Below are 19,424 nucleotides of genomic sequence, written 5' to 3'. Positions count from 1 at the left end.
GCTTTTTAAATGCCGTTGCCGTCCGTGAGTCGCCAATAGTCATGTTTTTGAGATTGCTTCGCCTCCTTTTGGTTTTCACGCTGGTCATTTCGGCGTCGCCTTCGTTCGAGGCGATGGCGCAGGCGCTTGGCCAGGGCTCCGTCGGCCTGATCACCGATCAGCAGAAAGTCATCCAGGGCCTGACGGCCAAGACGGACGATCTCGAGAAGAAGATGCAGCAGGACGGTGAGGACGACGCCTCGCTCGTGGACATCCGTCTGCAACTGGAGGATCTGTCGCGGGCGGCGCTGACCAGCGCGGTGGCGTTTCGTCCGCGGCTTACAGACATCAACAATCGCATCGAGGTGCTAGGCCCGCCGCCGGCCGCGGGCCAGCCGCAGGAGCCAGACATCGTGACCGGCGAGCGCCAAGCGCTGGCGTCGGAAAAGGCCGAGATCAACGCGGTCGTCGCCAGCGCGCAGAACCTGTCGATCCGCATCAGCGGGCTGATCGACAAGATCGGCAATATGCGCAGCGAGCAGTTCCGCAACTTTTTGACCAAGCGCTACGCACTGTCCGAGGCGCTGAGCCCACAGGTGTTTTCCGACGCCCGGGACGAATACGCCAACTTTTACAAGGCGGTGTCGTCCTGGCTGAGTTTCGCTTTCAAGTTCAAGTTCCAGGCCGTCCTCGCGGCAACCTTCGTGGCGCTCGGGCTGGCGCTGGTGCTGCTGGTCGGCGGCAGGCGGCTGTTCGGGCGTATATTCGAAGCTGATCCGACGGTCGAGGATCCGTCCTATCTCAGCCGCCTGTCTGTAGCCTTCTGGTCGACCTTGCTGCCGACGCTGGCGGTCGGCGTGTTCTTGGCCTCCACGGTGTTCTTTTTCAACTATTACAATGTGTTGCGCGGCGACATCGGCGTCTTCCTGAATGCGCTGGCGGCCGTCATCGCGGTGGTGTTCTGCGTCAACCGGCTGACCAATGCCGCGCTTGAGCCGCGGCTGCCGAACTGGCGGCTCATTCCCGTCCAAACCGGCCCGGCGCGCTGGCTGGTGCGGCTGACAACCGCCATGGCCGTGGTCATCGGCGTCAACAATTTCCTGTCGATCATCAACGACAAGATGGGCTCGCCACTGTCGCTGACCATCGCCCGCAGTTTCGTCGCCACCATTGTCGTCGGCATCATCCTGATTCTGATGGCGATGCTGCGGCCGTTCAAGGCACGCGACGGAAGCTGGCGGCCGTGGCCGGCTTGGCTGCGCTATCTGGCGCTGGCGCTTGGCCTGTTCACCATCGCCGCCGCCCTGCTTGGCTATATCGGCCTTGCCCTGTTCGTCTCGCTGCAGGTCGTGGTCACCGGTACGGCGCTGATCACCGCCTATATCGGCTTCCTGTCGGCGCAGGCGATCGGCGAGGAGGGGGCGTTCGCCAACACCACTGTCGGGCGCTGGCTGTCGGCCAACTCCAGCTACGAGGACGCCGCCCTCGACCAGCTCGGCCTTGTCGTCAGTGTCGCCATCAATTTGATGATCGTGCTGGTCTTCCTGCCACTGATCCTTTTGATGTGGGGCTTCCAGCCCGGCGACATCCAGGCCTGGGCCTACAAGCTGGCGACCGGGATCACCATCGGCTCGGTGACGATTTCGGTCACTGGCATCCTTTCGGGCATCATCGTCTTCATCATCGGCTATTTCCTCACGCGCTGGTTCCAGGGCTGGCTCGACGGGTCGGTGATGGCGCGCGGCAAGGTCGATACGGGCGTGCGCAATTCGATCCGGCTGGCGGTCGGCTATGCCGGCGTCGCCGTGGCGGGGCTGGTCGGCATATCGGCGGCGGGTATCGACCTCTCCAGCCTGGCTCTGGTCGCCGGCGCGCTTTCCCTCGGTATCGGTTTCGGCCTGCAGAATGTCGTCTCCAACTTCGTCTCCGGCCTGATCCTTTTGGCCGAGCGGCCGTTCAAGGTCGGCGACTGGATCGTCGCCGGCGACGTCAGCGGCACGGTCAAGAAGATCAGCGTGCGCGCCACCGAGATCGAGACTTTCCAACGGCAGTCGGTGATCTTGCCCAATTCAAACCTGATCAACAACGCCGTCGGCAACTGGACGCACCGCAACAAGCTCGGCCGTGTCGAGATCAAGGTCGGCGTCGCCTATGGCAGCGACGTCAAGCAGGTGCATGCCATCCTGCTGGAAATCGCGCGCAGCCATGCGATGGTGCTTAAGAACCCCGAGCCCTTCGTGCTGTTTTCCAATTTTGGCGCGGCCGCGCTCGAGTTCGAAATCCGCGTGTTCCTGGCCGATATCATGAACGGCAGCGTCGTGCAGAACGACATTCGTTTTGCCGTGCTGGAGAAGTTCAGCGACCTGCATATCGAGATCCCGTCGACGCCACGCGCTGTCGTCGAGGTGAACAAGCCCAAGGCCTGGCCAACCGACGACGACAAGATCGAGGCCGACTTCGCTGAACAGGAACAGGCAAAGGTGGAAGCCGCGGCCGAAGCGAAAAAACTCGCCAAATCTGGACGCAAGGCGCGCAAGCCCGATCCCAGCTAGGGCCGGTTGCCGTCAGCTTCTCGCGACCAACGCCTCCAGCGCCGGGCGAAGATCGGTCTTGCCGCGTCTGACTTCGCCGACACCGTGCTCGACATCGATGCGGCCGGCATTGTGGGCGTCGAACATCGCGGCGACCAGTCCGGCATAACTCGTGCCGATGCCACCGCCGATGAGGGCGGGAACCCAGTCCTGCCTTGGCAATTCGCGCGCGACGATCGCGCGGCCGGCAATGTCGCCAAGCGTTCGCGCCACATCGGCTGCGCTGTAGCGATTTGGCCCTTCGGCGTGGACCACGTGCAGCGCATCGCCGCTGCCCGAAAGGAGGAGATCCGCCGCCATCAGCCCGACATCGCCGGCCGACACCGTCGGGAAGGATTTTGTTACGGGATGGTGCAGGCTCGGCAGCACGCCGGTCTCGATTGCCCGGCCGACCAAGCGGTCCCAATTCTGCATGTGCTCGGCGGAACGCAGCACCGTCAGGGCTGCCGGTATCGTCCTCAACTGCGTTTCCAAATGATGGAACGTGAGCGTGATGCCGGTGCCGGCGGCAAGCTGGGCGCCATAGTCCGAGATCGCCAGAATTCTTTGCGGTCTGACTTGATCGAGTGCATTCACAACGGATCGAATGGTGGCTTCCATCTCCGCCGAAGCATCATCGGCGCGGACGCTGGTTGGACAGATGACCTGAACGGCGGTGGCGCCCCTTGTTGCCCGCGCCAACGCCGGCGTATCGCGCAGATCGGCAATCTCCGCCTCGCAACCGAGCGCACGGAACTCCTCGGCCTGCGACGGGTTTCGCACCACGGCTATGAGTGGAACGTGATGCCTGCGAAGCGCACCAATCGTGGCCCGTCCGATCTTTCCTGCCGCGCCCAACACAACAAACATGCCCGTGTCCTTCATCCTGACCAGTGGGACGTCAGGAATGCCGAATGGGCGGGCTTGGGTCGCTCAGATTTGGATGCTGGAGCGCAAGAACGGACGATTGGCTTCGAAAGCCAAAGCGCGGCGCCGGACTGCAGTTTACCGCTGCATACGGATCAGGGCGGCCGGCGTGACGCCGAGGATGCGCTTCATGCTTTGCGCCATGTGGCTCTGATGCGTGAAGCCCGCTTCCAGCGCGATCTGGCTGAGCGGCATTTTCCCCTGATGCAGCAAGGTCCTGGCCCGTTCGACCCGGCGACGGATGACATATTGGTGGGGAGGCATGCCGAAGGTGCGGCGAAACAGCACTTTCAGATGCGAGACGCTGATGGCTGACACTTGCGCCATCTCATCCAGCGAAAGATCCTGGTCGCTTCGATGAAATCGGTCAGCCTGCGCTTCTGGCCGAAAGAGAGCATTTGTCTGGCTGGAGCTTCCGGCTTTGAAGCGCCCTGGATGATCTGGACCGCCAGCGCCTTGGCCAGGCTTTCGAAATACAGCCGGTCGGATGGCACGTCAGGGTTCAGACCGGTCGCCAGCGCATGGGCGATGTGTTCGATCCTCGCATCGCGGCGCTGGAACTGCGGATTGACGACGACCCTGTCCGGGTCGATATCGAGGTCCTCGGCAGCGCGCCGAACCAGCGCCGGACTGACCCACAGCCGCAGGATGGTGCAGTCCGCGTCATCCTTCCAGTCGCCATCGAGCCCGGCGGGCACAATATCGATGTCGCCGTCCGACTGGACCCGGCGGTGATGTTTTCCATCGCAATGGCACGACGCGTTGACCGGCGCTCCGACGTGGATTCCAAGCCGATGGTTGATGGATGCGGGTACATAATGGGTCAGCCCCGCGGCAATCCTTCGCGACTCAACGCCAACGCCGATCGTTTCAAGCCAGTTGTCGTGCATGGTCTCTTTTTCGCGTTGCTGCCTCGGCATCATATCGTGTCGGCCGGCGAAATTAACAGGGTCGGGCGTATGCTTGCGGACAGGCCAAAACCAATTGCGGCATGAATGCGGCATTCAGTTGCGGTTCAGCTTCCATCTCATATAAGCTCCCATGCAAAGGGCGAAAATGCCTTGCGAAATGCAACAGAGGCGGTGGGAACACCGATATTGCAACATGTGGAAGTCTCTCGTCACTGCCGTGGCCTTGCTCGCCGTGAGCGGCTCGGCCCATGCCGCCAGCGCGGTCAACAAGGACGCCGAGACCCGCACGCTGGTCGTGACGGAAGGCGGCAGCAAGACCGACCTTGCGCTGGCCGGTGGTGAAACCGTCGAATTCTGCCAGAACGGCTGCTTCGTCACCTTGCCGAACGGTGACCTTGAAGCCCTGACCGGCTCGGAAACCGTCGAAATCTCGGGCGGCGTCGCCCGCATCAAGTAACCCAGGCGGCATGATTGGAAAGGCCGGGCATTTGCTCGGCCTTTTATCGTTTCCGGTAGCGCTTGTTTAACAATGACGCCGGAAATACCGCCGCGGCAGCCGCCTGCAACCAGGCGTTTTAACGTTCGCTACGCCATCCCTCGCTATACCAGCGTCAAGACGCCGAAAAGCGGCGCGCAACGGGATTCCGGTTTTCCGGATCATACGCTGGCAGGGCAGGACGGGCATGGATGCGCGGTCGGACAGGAACGCAATACCGCTTGCGGTCGATCTCGACGGCACGCTGATCGCGACCGACCTGTTGTGGGAAGGCTTGTTCCTCCTCCTCAAGAAGAACCCGCTCTATATCTTTCTGGTGCCGTTCTGGGCCGCCGGCGGGCCGGCGCGGCTGAAGCAGGCGATCGCACAGCGCATCGATATCGACCCCGCGACGCTGCCCTATCGCGCGCCGCTGCTCGACCGGCTGCGCGCCGAGCACGGCGAAGGCCGCAAGATCGTGCTGGCGACCGGCACGCCGCGCAAATTCGCCGACGCCATATCAGCCCATCTCGGCATCTTCGAGCGGGTGCTGGCGACCGACGGCCTAGACAACCTCACATCCGGCAAGAAGCGCGCCTCGCTGATATCAGCCTATGGCGATGGCGGCTTCGACTATGCCGGTAACAGCCGCCATGATCTCCAGGTCTTCGACGCCGCGCGCAATGCAATCGTCGTCGCGCCCGACCGCCATGCGGCGCGCTGGCAAGCAGCGCATGGCGCCGAAACCATGCCGGCGCCGAAGCCGACCTTGCGGACCATCATCAAGATGCTGCGCGTGCATCAGTGGCTCAAGAACTCGCTGATCGCCGTGCCGATGGTGCTGTCGCACGAATATTTCAACACCAACATGATCTGGCAATGCCTGCTGGCGTTCGTCTCATTCAGCGCGGTGGCGTCGGCGATCTATATCCTCAACGATTTCTTCGATCTGGCGCTCGACCGCAAGCATGTCACCAAGCGCAACAGGCCGTTCGCCAGCGGCGCACTGTCGATCCCGTTCGGTCTAGGCGCGATCGCGGTGCTGCTGGCGATCGGCGTCGGTACCGGGCTGTTCCTGTCGCCTGAATTCCTGGCCGTGCTTGGCGGTTACATGGTCGTCACGACGGCCTATTCGCTGTCGTTCAAGCGCATGCTGCTTGTCGACGTGTTGACGCTGGCCGGCCTCTACTCGATCCGAGTGATCGCCGGTGCGGCCGCGACCGGCGTCGCCGTCTCGTTCTGGCTGCTCGCCTTCTCGATCTTCTTCTTCCTGTCGCTGGCGCTGGTGAAACGCTTCGTCGAACTGCGCACAACCGCCATTCCACCCGGCGAACGCATTGCCGGCCGTGGCTACCGCACGGAAGACCAGGAGATCGTCGCCCAGGCCGGCATGGCCTCCGCCTTCTCCTCGGCGCTGGTTCTGGCGCTCTACATGGACAGTGTCGCGGTGCGCGAGCTTTACCCGCATCCGTGGCTGATCTGGCCGCTGCCGCCGATCGTGCTTTACCTCACCATGCGCGTCTGGATCCTGGCGCGCCGCGACGAGATGAATGACGACCCGGTCGTCTTCATCATCCGCGACTGGCGCAGCCAGATCGTGGTGCTGATCGGCGCCGTGCTGCTGGTCATCGGGGGCTGGTAGGCATGGCCGAACGCTTTTTGAGCTTTGGCCTTGCCACGCCGCCGGCACCACGCGCGATCAACGCCGACGAAGCCATCGCGCTGCTGAAGGGCGGTCAGGCGAAGGAAGCCTCGCTGCTCGCCTATGGCAATGGGCGCTCCTACGGCGATTCCTGCCAGAACCAGGCCGGCGCGGTCGTCGACATGCGGACGCTGAACCGCATCCGCGCCTTCGACGCCGAGACCGGCGTGCTCGAAGCGGATGCCGGTGTGCTGCTGTCCGATATCATCGCGCACGCCGCACCCTACGGTTTCTTTCCGGCGGTGGTTCCGGGCACGCAATTCGTCACCCTCGGCGGCGCCATCGCCAATGACGTGCACGGCAAGAACCATCACCGGCGAGGCACGTTCGGCTGCCATGTCGAAAGCTTCACGCTGCTGCGGTCCGATGGAAAGACCTATCGCTGCTCGGCGACGGACAATCCGCGCCTGCTCGCGGCGACCATCGGCGGCATGGGCCTGACTGGCCTGATGCTCTCGGCCTCGATCCGGCTGATGCGGGTGCCTTCGCTCGACATCGTCGAGAAGACGACGCCGTTTCGTGATCTCGGCGAATTCTTCGATCTGGCCGCGGCGGCGGACCAGGCCAACGAATATGCGGTCGCCTGGATCGATCAACTCGCCGGCGGCCGCAACAGCGGGCGCGGGCTGCTGTTCACCGGCAACCATGCCGAGCATGGCTCGCATGCGGCCTCGCGCGCCGGCGGCAATCTTTCCGTGCCGTTCCAACCGCCGTTCAATGTGCTCAACCGGCCGTTCCTGACCGCTTTCAACGCCGCCTACCGGTGGAAGAAAGGCCAGGCGACCGCGCCGCGCCAGACCGGCTACCACGGTTTTTTCTTTCCGCTCGACGGCGTGCGTGATTGGAACCGGCTTTATGGCCCCAGAGGGCTGTTCCAGCACCAGAGCGTGGTGCCGGAAGAGGCCGCGCGCAGCGTCGTGCCGGAATTGCTCGCGGCTGCCCGGCGAGCCGGGCAGGGGTCCTTCCTCACGGTGCTGAAACGCTTCGGTTCGATCCGCTCGCCGGCGCTGCTGTCATTCCCCAGGCCTGGCTATACGCTGACGTTGGATTTCCCCAACAAGGGAGCGGCGACGCTTGCCCTGCTTGGCGAACTCGACCGTATCACGGTCGCGGCCGGCGGGGCGGTCAATCCCTACAAGGATGCGCGCATGGGTGCGGCAATCCTTGCTGCTTCCTTTGCGGACTGGCCGAGGCTGGAAGCGCTGCGCGACCCTGCCTTCATGTCCGATTTCTGGGCGCGCTCGGCCGGCAGCATCGACCTGCGGCGGCGCGGCGTTGAGGCCGCCGAATAGATAAAAATGGAATGAATCGTGGTTAGCGAACGGTTAATCGCAAGGTTTACTCAAAACAGTCTTGTGAGTTCACGAAATCTTTTCGGGTTTGTATTACTGGAAATCACGGGATGGGCGCGCAAGCATGAAATATATCGTCTTCATTCTCTTTACAGTCATGACCAATGCCGCTGCGCAGCTCATGCTGAAGCAAGGCATGATGTCGCTTGGCCCGATCTCGTTCGAGGGCGTCAATCCGCTCGTCAAGCTGCTGCAGATCGTCTTCAGCCCCTGGGTGTTCCTCGGGCTCTGCACCTTCGTGATTTCCATGGCCTCGCATCTCTATGTGCTGTCCAAGGTCGAGCTTTCCTTTGCCTATCCGTTCCTTAGCCTCGCCTATGTCGCCGTCGCCATCTTCGCCTATTTCGTCTTTCGCGAGGACCTCAATGGCTGGCGCATCGCCGGCATTGCCTTCATCTGCGTCGGCACGGTGCTGATCGCGCAAAGCGGGCGAGGGCATGAGGACCAGACCGCTTCCATCGCGCCCGACAAGATCCCTGCAAACGAGACCGTTCGATGAGACATGTGATTTTCGGCGGTGACGGCTTCGTCGGCCGCCACCTTGCGCCCAAGCTTGTCGCCGATGGCGAAGAGGTCATCGTCGCCGACATCGCCAGGAGCGACCTTGCGCACTACCGCAACGTCCGGTTCGTCCAATGCGACGTCACCGATCCGGCCTCGGTCGCCGCCGTCGGGCTGAAGGCCGACGACATGGTCTACAATCTGTCGGCCAAGATGCTGTCGCCGATCCAGGTGCGCGCCAAGCGGCACGACTTCTTCTTCCCGGTGAATTTCCACGGCACCGAGCACATCATGCAGGCCATGGACAGGGTTGGTGCGCCGAGGCTCGTCCACTACACGACCGACATGATCTACGGCCACACGGTCACCCAGCCGATGACCGAGGAGCACCCCGTCGCGCCGCTCGGCGAATATGGCTGGTCGAAGCAGAAGACCGAGGAACTCGCCGCCGAATGGCGCACGCGCGGCATGTCGATCTCGCTGTTCCGGCCGCGCCTGATCATCGGCCCCGGCCGGCTCGGCATTCTCGAAAAACTGTTCAAGCTGATCGACTGGAACCTTCCGGTGCCGATGATCGGTTCGGGCAGAAACCCCTATCAGTTCATTTCTGTTTTCGATTGCGCGGAAGCTGCCCGCACCGCCTGGAAGGCCGGCGTGCCCAACGAGGCCTATAATCTTGGCTCGCTCAACCCGCCGCCGGTGAAGAAATTGCTCGGCGACCTCATCCGCCATGCCGGGTCGAAGTCGATCCTGCTGCCGACGCCGGGCTGGGCGGTCAAGCGCACGCTCGACCTGCTCGATCTCATGAACATGCCGATCATGGATCCGGAGCAATATCTGATCGCCGACGAGGAGTGCGTGCTCGACGTGTCGAAGGCCGAGCGCCAGCTCGGCTGGGTGCCGCAATATCGCGACGAGGACATGCTGATCGCTGCCTACAGCGAATACCGCGCCAAGAAGGCCGGGCCTGCTGTCGCCACCAAACATGTGCCCGCCGAGTAGCGGGCCCGCCAAACTATTCATAGCGCACGACGCTGGTGGTCAGCGCGGACAGGAGATTGAAATGACCGTCATGGCCAAGCCCGAGCAGACGAATGCGCGCACCATGGTGAGCGCGCCGGCACTGTCGCCCGCAGCAATAGCCAAGCCCGATCTGATCAGTGTCGAGCAGGCCAAGGCGATGGACGTGGCACGCATGACCGACCTGTTCAAGGCGCATCTCAATCCTGGCCAGCTGCATTTCATGAAGCTGCTCGGCTTCCACAAGATCAAGATCGAGCGTGCCGAAGGCATGTTCTACATCGACCAGAACGGCCGCAAGATCCTCGATTTCTTCGGCGGCTTCGGTTCGCTGGCCTTCGGCCACAACCACCCACGTATCCTGGACGCACGCAAAAAATTCCAGGAGGAGAAGCGCCAGGAAATCGCCATCGCCTTCATGTCGCAATATGCGGCAGCGCTCGCACACAACCTCGCCAAATGCTCGCCCGGCGATCTCGACATGGTGTTCTTGGGCTCGTCCGGCTCAGAGGCGATGGAAGCGGCGGTGAAGCTCGCTGAACGCGCTGCCGGCCCGAAGCGGCCGAAGGTGGTCTATGCCGAGAATTCCTTCCACGGCAAGACCAAGGGCGTGCTCGGCATCACCGACGGCCAGCTCTACCGCGCCGATTTCAAGGTGGCCGACAATACGGTGCGTATTCCCTTCGGCGACATCGAGGCGGTCGAGCGCCTGTTCCGCAGCGATCCGGAGGTCGGCGTCATCGTGCTCGAAACCATCCAGGGCGGCGGCGGCATAATCCAGGCAGAGGCGCAATACTGGCAGAAGCTGCGCGCGCTGTGCGACCAGCATGGCGTGCTGTGGGTCGCCGACGAAGTGCAATGCGGCTATGGCCGCTCGGGCCGCTTCTATGCCTTCGAGCATTACGGTGTCGTTCCCGACGTGACGGCACTGGCCAAGTCGCTCGGCGGCGGCAAGGCGGCGGTCGGCGCGATGATCGCCAGGCGCGACGTTTACATGAAGGCCTATGGCACGCCGAAAACGGCGATGATCCATGCCATGGCAACCTTTGGCGGCATGGGTGAGGCCTGCGTCACCTCGATCGAGGCGCTCAACGTGCTTTATGACGAGGGGCTGATCGACAACGCCGCCGTCACCGGCGACTATCTGCTGCAGCGGCTGCAGGCGCTCAAGGAAAAGTACCCGAAGATCATCAAGGACGTGCGCGGCAAAGGCCTTATGGTCGGGCTGGAGTTCCACGACTTCTCGCAGACCTTGCCGATGGTGCTGCGCCCGGTGGTCAGCGTGCTCGACGACAAGCTGAAGGGCTCGCTGTCCGGTTTCGTCGGCGCGCTGCTGCTGCGCGACTACGACGTGCTCGTCGCCTTCACCGAATACAATCGCAACGTCATTAGGCTCGAGCCGCCGCTGATTTGCCAGCGCGAGCATGTCGACCGCTTCGCCGATGCCTTCGACAGCTTGCTGTCGCGCGGCATCGTGTCGATCGTGAAGGATTTCGTCAAAAGCCAGGTCCGTTGAGCACAAAAAGATGCTGACCAAGTCTCCCGCTGCGAAAAACCCGCTCGACCGGCTCACCGAGACCGGCCTGGCGTGGGGCGAGGGGACCTATGCCAGGCTGGCAGCCCCCATCGGTGCGGCGACCTTCGCGCTCTACATCCTTCTGACCGCGTTCACGGCATGGGTGATGCCCGATGCCAATTGGGACATGCTGCCCTACCTTGCCGTCGCCGAAGAGGGCACCTGTCCCGACGCGCAGGCGCTGCATGATTATGCCTACAGCACCGTCAAATCAGGCGTGTCGGCGGGCGACTACAAGGCGCTGACCGATGATGGCGGCGGCTTCCGCAGCCACATGGTGGACAATGCCGCCGACTTCCATTCGCTGCTCGGCATGTACCGGATAAAATTCCTCTATGCCGAGATCCTGTCGACGCTGAGCGCGGTGATGTCGCCGGTCGAGGCGATGCGGCTGGTACAGGTGTTTTCGGTGCTGCTGTTCGGCGCGATCGCGCTGCTTTGGCTGCACAGGGAAACGGCCCTGGCCTTAGCGCCGGTAATCGGCGCGGTGCTGATCATGGCCGATTTCGGCGATGCGGCGCGTGCTTCGACGCCGGACCTGCTCACCTCCGCGCTGCTGCTTGGCGGGCTCTACGCCTATGTCAGAGGCCGCGAGGCGGCGACGGCGATCCTGCTGTTCCTTGCCTTCATGGTGCGGCCGGATAATATTGTTTTCCTTGCCATATTCGCGGTGCTGCTGGTCGCTTGCCGGCAGAAGGCGTGGGGCGCGCTGGCCGGTTTTGCCGCATCCTTCGTCGCCTATTTCACCATTTCGCACTGGGCCCAGCATCCCGGCTGGTGGCCGCATCTGTGGTTCTCCAGCATCGAGCAGCACTACAATATGGACGCGTTCGAGCCGGCGTTCTCGGTCACCGCCTATCTCAAGGCGTTTGCAACGTCCCTGCTGCGCGCCGTCAATCTGAACAGCTGGGTCGGCGTTTCGGTGCTGGCGCTGGCCGGCTGGTTCGCCGCCGGCCGCGCCGGCTTCCGCCTTGATCGGCGCGCCGGCATTTTGTTCGCGGCGCTGGTGTTGGGCGCTCTGGCGAAGTTCACGGTCTTTCCGATCCATGACACGCGTATCTATTTCCCGCATCTGATCCCGCCCTTTCTGCTGCTGGCAACGCCGTTCATGGCGCTGTGGGCAGCATCGGTCCGCGGCCAGCATCGCGCGGCCTTGCACATCATTCCGGGAGACAAGCCATGAGTTCGCTATCCAGCCTGGCGCGCATCGCCTTGTCGCTCGGCCTTCCCTCCGGCCTGCTCGATCGCGGGCCGTCGCTGCGCGGCACGAAATTCCTGGCGAAGGCGGCGCTGAAAGCGCGCTTCGGCGGGGCAGGGCAGCCGTTCCAGATGGTCAATGTCGGCGCCTGCGACGGCGCGCTCTTCGACGATGTCACGCCGTGGCTGCACAGGATCGCCGGCGCCCGCGCCATGCTGGTCGAGCCGATCCCCTACAATCAGAAGCGGCTGCGCGCCAACTATCCCGACACGGGCCGCTTCATCATCGAGCCGGTGGCCGTCACAAAAACCAAGGGCACGATCACCGTCCACACTTTCGATGCCGCGGCGCTCGAGGCCGGCACGCTGCCGATCGAGTTCATCGGCTGCTCCTCGGTCACCGACACCAATCTGATGTCGGGCAAGAATGCCTGGGGCGAGGCCGATGCCAATTTCAACAAATTCGCGCCGCACCTCAGGGATATCGAGGTGCCGTCGGAAACGCTGCAGACGCTGCTCGACCGCAACGGCATCGGCCATATCGATGCTTTTCTCGTCGATTGTGAGGGCGCCGACTGGATCGTCTTCGAACAACTTGATCTGAAACGCTACCGTCCGGGCATGATCAAGGTCGAGGTCGGCGCGTTGCCGGCCAACGAGATTGGCCAGGTCGTGGTCAAACTGAAGACAGCGGGCTACCAGGTCGGCTTCCAGGCCGAGGACGTCTGGGCCTTCGCCTGACGGCTGGCGTTTTCTCCGATCCGGATCGGGTCGCGCCGCACCTGCGGCGTGTCGCAAACAGGCGGTAGCGCCGTGCCTGTCGTCTGCATATTGTGCGCCGATCAAACGGGCGCCGAAGCTGCCCGCAATAGCATCTGGAGTCGCGGGCAATGGCAGAGTTTCCGAAAAAGGCGAAGGTCGTCATCATTGGCCTCGGCGGTATCGTCGGCGCATCGATCGCCCATCACCTGATCGAACGTGGCTGGACCGACATTGTCGGCATCGACAAGTCGGGCATCCCGACCGATATCGGTTCGACCGCGCACGCTTCCGATTTCTGCTACACCACCAGCCATGATTTCCTGTCCTGCTGGACGACGCTTTATTCCATCGATTTCTACGAGAAGATGGGCCATTACGCCCGCATCGGCGGCCTCGAAGTGGCTCGCGTCGGCGACGACAGCCGCATGGACGAGATCAAGCGCAAGATCGCCTCGGCGAAGGCCTTTGGCACACGCGCGCGCCTGATCGAACCGGCCGAGATCAAGGAGAAATTCCCGCTGATCGAAGAGGGGATGGTGCAGGGCGGCCTTTGGGATCCGGACGCCGGTCTGGTCATCCCGCGCTCGCAGACCGTCGCCGGCAAGCTGGTCGACCAGGCGGAAGCATCGGGCAAGCTCAAATCCTTCGCCAACACGCCGGCCAAGTCGCTCGTCGTCAAGGACGGCCGCATCAGCGCCGTGGTGACCGATCGCGGCACCATCGAGGCCGACTATGTCATCGTCTGCGCCGGCATATGGGGCAGGCTGATCGCGGAAATGGTCGGCGAGGATTTGCCGGTCATGCCGATCGACCATCCGCTCACATTCTTCGGCCCCTACAACGAGTTCGCCGGCACCGGCAAGGAGATCGGCTGGCCGCTGCTGCGCGACCAGGGCAATTCGGCCTATATGCGCGACACCGGCGATCCCAAGACCGCCGAAGGCGGCCAGATCGAGTGGGGCTATTACGAAGAAAACAATCCGCGCCTTTGCCATCCGCGCGACCTCCTGGAAAAGCATGAGGCGCGGCTGTCGCCGTCCCAGCGCGATCTCGACATGGAGCAGATCCTGGCGCCGCTCGAGCGCGCCATGGAGCTGACGCCGATCCTGGGTGAACTCGGCTACAATGAAAGCCATTCCTTCAACGGCCTGCTGCAGGTGACCGCCGACGGCGGCCCGTCCATGGGCGAAAGCCAGAAGGTGCGCGGGCTCTGGTATGCCGTCGCCATCTGGGTCAAGGACGGCCCAGGCATGGGCAAGCTGATCGCCGACTGGATGACGGACGGCCGCACGGCAATCGACCATCATGCCATCGATTATGCGCGCTTCTATCCGCACCAGACGAAGGAACAGTTCATCTGGGATCGCTGCACCGAGACGGCGATGAAGGTCTACAATCCCGCGGTGCATCCGCGCGAGCCCTTCTCCAAGGCCCGCAACATAAGGCGCTCGCCGTTCTGGGAGCGCGAGAAGGAACTCGGCGGCTATTTCATGGAACTGGGCGGCTGGGAGCGTGCCCATGGCTACGCCGCCAACGAGCACCTGCTTGAGAAATATGGCAACCGCGTTCCCGTACGCGAGAACGAGTGGGACAACCGCCATTTCTGGCGCGTCTCCAATGCCGAGCATCTGGCGATGAGCGAGGATTGCGGCATCGTCAACCTCTCGCATTTCTCGATGTATGACGTCGAAGGGCCAGACCATGTCGCGCTGCTTGAATGGCTTTGCGCGGCCAAGATCGGCGGCGACAACAACATCGGCAAGGGCATCTACACCCACTTCCTCGACGAGGAAGGCATGGTGCGCGCCGACTTCACCGTGATCCGCATGGCCGACCGCTGCCGCGTCATCGACGGCGCCGATGCCGGCCCGCGCGACTTCCGCTACATGCAGCGCACCGCGCAGGACAAAGGCTTTGACGTCACCGTCACCGATGTGACGGAGAAATACGTCACTATCGGCATTTGGGGTCCGAATGCCCGCACCACCTTGCAGAAGGTGGTCGAGCATCCCGAGGGCCTTTCGCCGGAGAATTTCCCCTTCGCGGCGATCAAGCCGGTCCGCATCGGCGGCAAGGATGTCACCGCCTTCCGCATCTCCTATGTCGGCGAGCAGGGCTGGGAACTGCACATGCGCTACGAGGATGGCCTCGCCGTCTGGGACGCACTGCGCTCGACCGGCGTGATGCCGTTCGGCGTCGAGACCTACGCCAATACGCGCCGCATGGAAAAGAGCCTGCGCCTGCAGAATGCCGACCTTCTGACCGAGTACAATCTGTTGGAAGCCGATCTCGCGCGGCCGAAGGTCAAGGAGAACGATTTCTGCGGCAAGGCCAAGCATGTGGAATACCGCGCCCGCGAGCACCAGCCGGCGACTTTGTGCACGCTGGTGATGACCGAAAACACTGATTCCAAGGGCGTGGCGCGTTATCCCGTTGGCACGATGCCGGTGCTGGACCCGGCCACCGGGGAAACGTTGGTCGATGAACTCGGCCGCCGCTCCTTCACCACCTCGGTCGCCTATGGACCGACGATCGGCAAGAACATCGCGCTCGCCTATCTGCCGCATTCGTATGCGCAGGAAGGCCGCAAGCTCAATGTCGAGTATTTCGGCGAGACCTATCCTGTCGAAGTCGCCGGCGTCGGCTACAAGCCGCTCTACGACCCGGAGAACCTCAAGCCGCGCAGCTGAGGTTCGGCCGGAGCAACGGACTGATCGCAAAAGCCTGGTTTCGAGCCGGGCTTTTGTCTTTTTAAGCGGGCGGTTTTCGCTTACCCTTGCGGCATGTCTGCTTTGTCGCGCGCAAGACATCTCCTTTCCGGCTGCGCCGCGCTGGCGCTGATGCTCTGGCTGACGCCGGGGTCTCGCGCGGATGAGCCGGTCGATGTCGAGCTGGTGCTGGCGGTCGACGTTTCGCTGTCGATGTCGGCGGACGAGCTCGAGATCCAGCGTCATGGCTACGCGGCGGCGCTGACGCACGACAACGTGCTGCAGGCGATCGCCGATGGCGCCCATGGCAAGATTGCCGTCACCTATGTCGAATGGGCCGGCACCACATGGCAGCGTGTCATCGTGCCATGGACTGTCATCGCCAACCGTGCCGACGCGGAGCGGGTGGTCGCGCAATTGTCCGCGCAGCCGCCCAACAGCGCGCGGCGCACCTCGATCTCCGGCGCGCTGGAATTCGGCAGCGACCTCTTCGCCGAAAGCGGCTACCAAGGGACCAAGCGGGTCATCGACATTTCCGGCGACGGACCCAACAACCAGGGCGCTCCGGTTAATCTCACCCGCGACGGCGTGGTCAGACAAGGCATCGTCATCAACGGCCTGCCGCTGATGACCCGGGGTGGCCTTTCCGGCGCCTACGACGTCAACGATCTTGACCGCTACTACAGCGACTGCGTCATCGGCGGCCCCGGCGCCTTCATGATCCCGGTCAATGACTGGACGCAATTTCCCGAAGCCATCCGCCGCAAGCTGGTGCTGGAGCTTGCCGGCCCGGCCTCACCGCAATGGGCGGCGGAGGAGGCGGATCATCCGCCGGTGGTGCTGACGCAGGACAAGCCCGCCGCCGACTGCCAGATCGGCGAGAAAATGTGGCGCAACCGCAATTGGATGTTGGACAGTCGCTGAGCCGACCGAGCCAACCAGCGGTGACGACGAGGACGATCGCATTTCATCGGCCGAGCGCCGTGGCGGCGACTGTCAATGGGCAGGGCTTCAATTCTGCCCAACGTAAGTGGTGAGGTGAGCCTGCTGGCAGCCGCCGAACACGTTCCTGTTGATTGACAAGCCGATAGGCGTCTGTGAACAATTTCGCCCACACAAAAAAGGGGAACCGACATGAACAGGATCGCCGTTTTCGCCGCGACTTTGACGTTTGCCGCCGGTCTGTCCGCGCCGGTGATGGCCGCTACATCGGTCACCATCGGAATCAGCGGCTGGACCGGCTTCGCGCCGCTGACACTTGCCAAACAGGCAGGGCTCTTCGAGAAGCACGGCCTCGACGTGACCTTAAAGAAGGTGCCGCAGGCCAGCCGTCCGCTCGCCATCGCCAGCGGCGACCTGCAATGCGCCGCCACCACGGTCGAGACCTGGCTGGTGTGGAACGCCAGCGGGGTGACCACCAAGCAGATCTTCCAACTCGACAAATCCTATGGCGCCGACGGCATCGTCGTGCGCAACGACATCAAGTCGGTCGCCGATCTCAAGGGCAAGAACGTCGCCTCCTCGGCCCCGGGCACGTCGCCCTATTTCCTGCTCGCCTGGGTGCTGAACAAGAACGGCATGTCGACCAAGGACGTGACGGTCGTCAATCTGGAGCCGGACGCGGCGGCACAGGCCTTCCTCGCCGGCCAGAACGATGCAGCGGTCACCTACGAGCCGTTCATCTCGGCCGTGCGCGACAAGGCTGACCAGGGCCACATACTGGCGACCACTCTCGACTATCCGATGGTGCTCGACACGGTCGGCTGCACGCCCGAATTCCTCAAGGCCAATCCCGACGCCGCCAAGGCGCTCGCCGACAGCTATTTCGAGGCGCTCGACCTGATCAAGAAGGACCCGCAGAAATCCTACGAGATCATGGGCGCCGACGTGAAGCAGTCGGCCAAGGAATTCGAGGATTCGGCGAAGTACCTGAAATGGGCCGACAAGGCCGATAACCAGCAGTTCTTCACCAAGGAATTCCAGGATTTTTCCAAGACCGCGGGCGAGTTGCTGTTGCAGATGGGGCTGATCAAGGAAGCGCCCGACGTCGCCACGCTGGCCGACACCAGCGCGGTGGCGAACTGACCGTCCGGCCTCTGCCCATCCTGCGGTGGCGCCTGGCGCCGCCGCTCTCTCCTGGACACGTGATAATTTGATGGGGACGATGTGAAGATGCGCCCCTTGCATCCAGTCTCGCCGGGCCTGAGAACCGCGCTCGGCATTTCCTTTTTCGTGCTGTTCATTGCCTTCTGGGCCTGGATCACGCTTGGCGGCCACGTCAACCGTATCTTCCTCGCCGATCCGCTGTCGATGCTGCGGGATGGGTGGCGGCTGCTGGTCGAGGACCGGTTCTGGCTCGACATATTGATCACCATATGGCGCGTCTTCGGCGGCTTCGTGCTGGCCTCGGTCGTCGCCGTGCCGATCGGCATTGCCATGGGCGCCTGGAAGCCGGTGGAAGCGTTCCTGGAACCCTTCGTCTCCTTCGCCCGCTATCTGCCCGCCTCGGCCTTCATTCCGCTGCTGATCCTGTGGGCTGGCATTGGCGAACTGGAAAAGCTGCTGGTCATCTTCGTCGGCTCGGTGTTCCAGATCATCCTGATCGTCGCCGTCAAGGTCGGCTCGACGCGGCGCGATCTGGTCGAGGCCGCCTATACGCTGGGCTCGACCAACAACGGCATCGTCAAAAGGGTGATCATGCCGGCCAACGCCCCCGAAATCGCCGAGACGCTGCGCCTGGTGCTCGGCTGGGCCTGGACTTATGTCATCGTCGCCGAGCTGATCGGCTCGTCCTCCGGCATCGGCTACATGATCATCAACAGCCAGTCGCGGCTGGCGACCGGACAGATCATTTTCGGCATCATCGTCATCGGGCTGATCGGGCTGTTGTCCGATTTCGCCTTCAAGGCGTTCAACCGCTGGCTCTTTCCATGGAGCCTGGCGTGAGCAAGCTCCTCATCGAGGGCGTCTCGCGCACCTTTGCTGGCGTGCGTGGCGGACTGCCGGTCAAGGCGCTGATGCCGATCGACCTGGCGGTCGCCGCCAATGACTTCATCACCATTCTGGGGCCGTCCGGCTGCGGAAAGTCGACGCTGCTCAGAATTGTCGCCGGCCTGGAAGCGCCGAGTGAAGGCCGTGTGCTGCTCGACGACAAGGCGGTGACGCGGCCGGGACCGGATCGCGGCATGGTCTTCCAGTCCTACACGCTGTTCCCGTGGCTGACGGTGAGCGAGAACATCGCCTTCGGCCTGCGCGAACGCGGCATGGCGCCAAAGGAACGGGACGACATCGTCGCCTCCTATGTCGATCTGGTCGGGCTGAAGGGGTTTGAAAACCATTGGCCGAAGCAGCTGTCCGGCGGCATGCAGCAGCGCACGGCGATCGCCCGGGCGCTCGCCAACGATCCCGAGATCCTGTTGCTGGACGAGCCGTTTGGCGCCCTCGACAACCAGACACGCGGGCTGATGCAGGAGCTGCTCCTCGGCATCTGGGAGCGGCGCAAGAAGACCGTGCTGTTCGTCACCCACGACATCGAGGAGGCGATCTTCATGGCCTCGCGCGTCATCGTGATGAAAGCGCGTCCCGGCAGCATCAAGTCGGATGTCGCCATCGATCTGCCGCATCCGCGCCACTACACGCTGAAGACCAGTCCGGAATTCTCGGCGCTGAAAGCGCGGCTGACCGAGGACATCCGCGTCGAGGCGATGCGCACGGCGCAGGCGCAGCCGGCCTGAGCCTGATCCG

General features: G+C 63.2%; 17 protein-coding genes. 14 read left to right on the top strand and 3 right to left on the bottom strand.

The annotated features are described in order from the left end of the window. Positions 1-41: 41 nt before the first annotated feature. Positions 42-2,531, top strand: coding sequence for a mechanosensitive ion channel family protein (locus tag AB4Z43_RS02520; protein WP_441935752.1), 2,490 nt, complete (start codon positions 42-44; stop codon positions 2,529-2,531). A 12-nt stretch (positions 2,532-2,543) separates the two neighbouring features. Here the strand turns inward: AB4Z43_RS02520 and AB4Z43_RS02515 are convergent, their stop codons facing one another. From AB4Z43_RS02515 to AB4Z43_RS02505, 3 genes are all read right to left on the bottom strand, one after another. Continuing rightward, the gene (locus tag AB4Z43_RS02515; protein WP_441935750.1) at positions 2,544-3,434 is read right to left on the bottom strand and encodes an NAD(P)H-binding protein; all 891 of its coding nucleotides are present in this window, start codon (positions 3,432-3,434) and stop codon (positions 2,544-2,546) included. Positions 3,435-3,554: 120 nt separating this feature from the next. After that, the gene (locus tag AB4Z43_RS02510) at positions 3,555-3,794 is read right to left on the bottom strand and encodes a helix-turn-helix transcriptional regulator (RefSeq protein WP_441935748.1); all 240 of its coding nucleotides are present in this window, start codon (positions 3,792-3,794) and stop codon (positions 3,555-3,557) included. Continuing rightward, the gene (locus AB4Z43_RS02505) at positions 3,767-4,366 is read right to left on the bottom strand and encodes a hypothetical protein (RefSeq protein ID WP_441935746.1); all 600 of its coding nucleotides are present in this window, start codon (positions 4,364-4,366) and stop codon (positions 3,767-3,769) included. The genes AB4Z43_RS02510 and AB4Z43_RS02505 overlap by 28 nt, the downstream gene beginning before the upstream one ends. Before the next feature lie 214 nt (positions 4,367-4,580). On the opposite strand from AB4Z43_RS02505, the gene AB4Z43_RS02500 reads away from it, so the two are divergent. From AB4Z43_RS02500 to AB4Z43_RS02440, 13 genes are all read left to right on the top strand, one after another. After that, a complete protein-coding gene (locus AB4Z43_RS02500) occupies positions 4,581-4,844 on the top strand; it encodes a hypothetical protein (RefSeq protein WP_027046960.1) in 264 nt (87 codons plus the stop codon). A gap of 226 nt (positions 4,845-5,070) precedes the next feature. Then, complete coding sequence (locus tag AB4Z43_RS02495; protein ID WP_441935744.1) at positions 5,071-6,504, top strand: UbiA family prenyltransferase; 1,434 nt, start codon at positions 5,071-5,073, stop codon at positions 6,502-6,504. Positions 6,505-6,506: 2 nt separating this feature from the next. Then, entirely contained in the window at positions 6,507-7,856 is a 1,350-nt protein-coding gene (locus tag AB4Z43_RS02490; RefSeq protein ID WP_441935742.1) for an FAD-binding oxidoreductase, read from the top strand. Between the two features lie 124 nt (positions 7,857-7,980). Continuing rightward, entirely contained in the window at positions 7,981-8,415 is a 435-nt protein-coding gene (locus AB4Z43_RS02485; RefSeq protein WP_019858723.1) for an EamA family transporter, read from the top strand. Continuing rightward, the gene (locus AB4Z43_RS02480) at positions 8,412-9,419 is read left to right on the top strand and encodes an NAD-dependent epimerase/dehydratase family protein (protein WP_441935739.1); all 1,008 of its coding nucleotides are present in this window, start codon (positions 8,412-8,414) and stop codon (positions 9,417-9,419) included. The genes AB4Z43_RS02485 and AB4Z43_RS02480 overlap by 4 nt, the downstream gene beginning before the upstream one ends. A gap of 103 nt (positions 9,420-9,522) precedes the next feature. Further along, entirely contained in the window at positions 9,523-10,953 is a 1,431-nt protein-coding gene (locus AB4Z43_RS02475) for an aspartate aminotransferase family protein (protein ID WP_441936152.1), read from the top strand. A gap of 10 nt (positions 10,954-10,963) precedes the next feature. Continuing rightward, complete coding sequence (locus AB4Z43_RS02470; protein WP_441935737.1) at positions 10,964-12,196, top strand: hypothetical protein; 1,233 nt, start codon at positions 10,964-10,966, stop codon at positions 12,194-12,196. Next, a complete protein-coding gene (locus tag AB4Z43_RS02465) occupies positions 12,193-12,951 on the top strand; it encodes an FkbM family methyltransferase (protein WP_441935735.1) in 759 nt (252 codons plus the stop codon). The genes AB4Z43_RS02470 and AB4Z43_RS02465 overlap by 4 nt, the downstream gene beginning before the upstream one ends. A 149-nt stretch (positions 12,952-13,100) precedes the next feature. Then, a complete protein-coding gene (locus tag AB4Z43_RS02460) occupies positions 13,101-15,662 on the top strand; it encodes a GcvT family protein (RefSeq protein ID WP_441935733.1) in 2,562 nt (853 codons plus the stop codon). A 93-nt stretch (positions 15,663-15,755) separates the two neighbouring features. After that, complete coding sequence (locus AB4Z43_RS02455; RefSeq protein ID WP_441935731.1) at positions 15,756-16,604, top strand: DUF1194 domain-containing protein; 849 nt, start codon at positions 15,756-15,758, stop codon at positions 16,602-16,604. A gap of 210 nt (positions 16,605-16,814) precedes the next feature. Beyond that, positions 16,815-17,765, top strand: a complete 951-nt coding sequence (locus tag AB4Z43_RS02450; RefSeq protein ID WP_441935729.1) for an ABC transporter substrate-binding protein — start codon at positions 16,815-16,817, stop codon at positions 17,763-17,765. Positions 17,766-17,852: 87 nt separating this feature from the next. Beyond that, the gene (locus tag AB4Z43_RS02445; protein ID WP_032930659.1) at positions 17,853-18,626 is read left to right on the top strand and encodes an ABC transporter permease; all 774 of its coding nucleotides are present in this window, start codon (positions 17,853-17,855) and stop codon (positions 18,624-18,626) included. Beyond that, positions 18,623-19,414: an ABC transporter ATP-binding protein gene (locus AB4Z43_RS02440; RefSeq protein ID WP_441935727.1), complete on the top strand. Its 792-nt coding sequence runs from the start codon at positions 18,623-18,625 to the stop codon at positions 19,412-19,414. The genes AB4Z43_RS02445 and AB4Z43_RS02440 overlap by 4 nt, the downstream gene beginning before the upstream one ends. Positions 19,415-19,424 lie beyond the last annotated feature (10 nt).

Origin of the sequence: Mesorhizobium sp. 2RAF45, assembly GCF_052115225.1 — a bacterium.
GTDB classification, from domain to species: domain Bacteria; phylum Pseudomonadota; class Alphaproteobacteria; order Rhizobiales; family Rhizobiaceae; genus Mesorhizobium; species Mesorhizobium jarvisii.
This window is presented reverse-complemented; position numbering and strand designations above follow the sequence as displayed.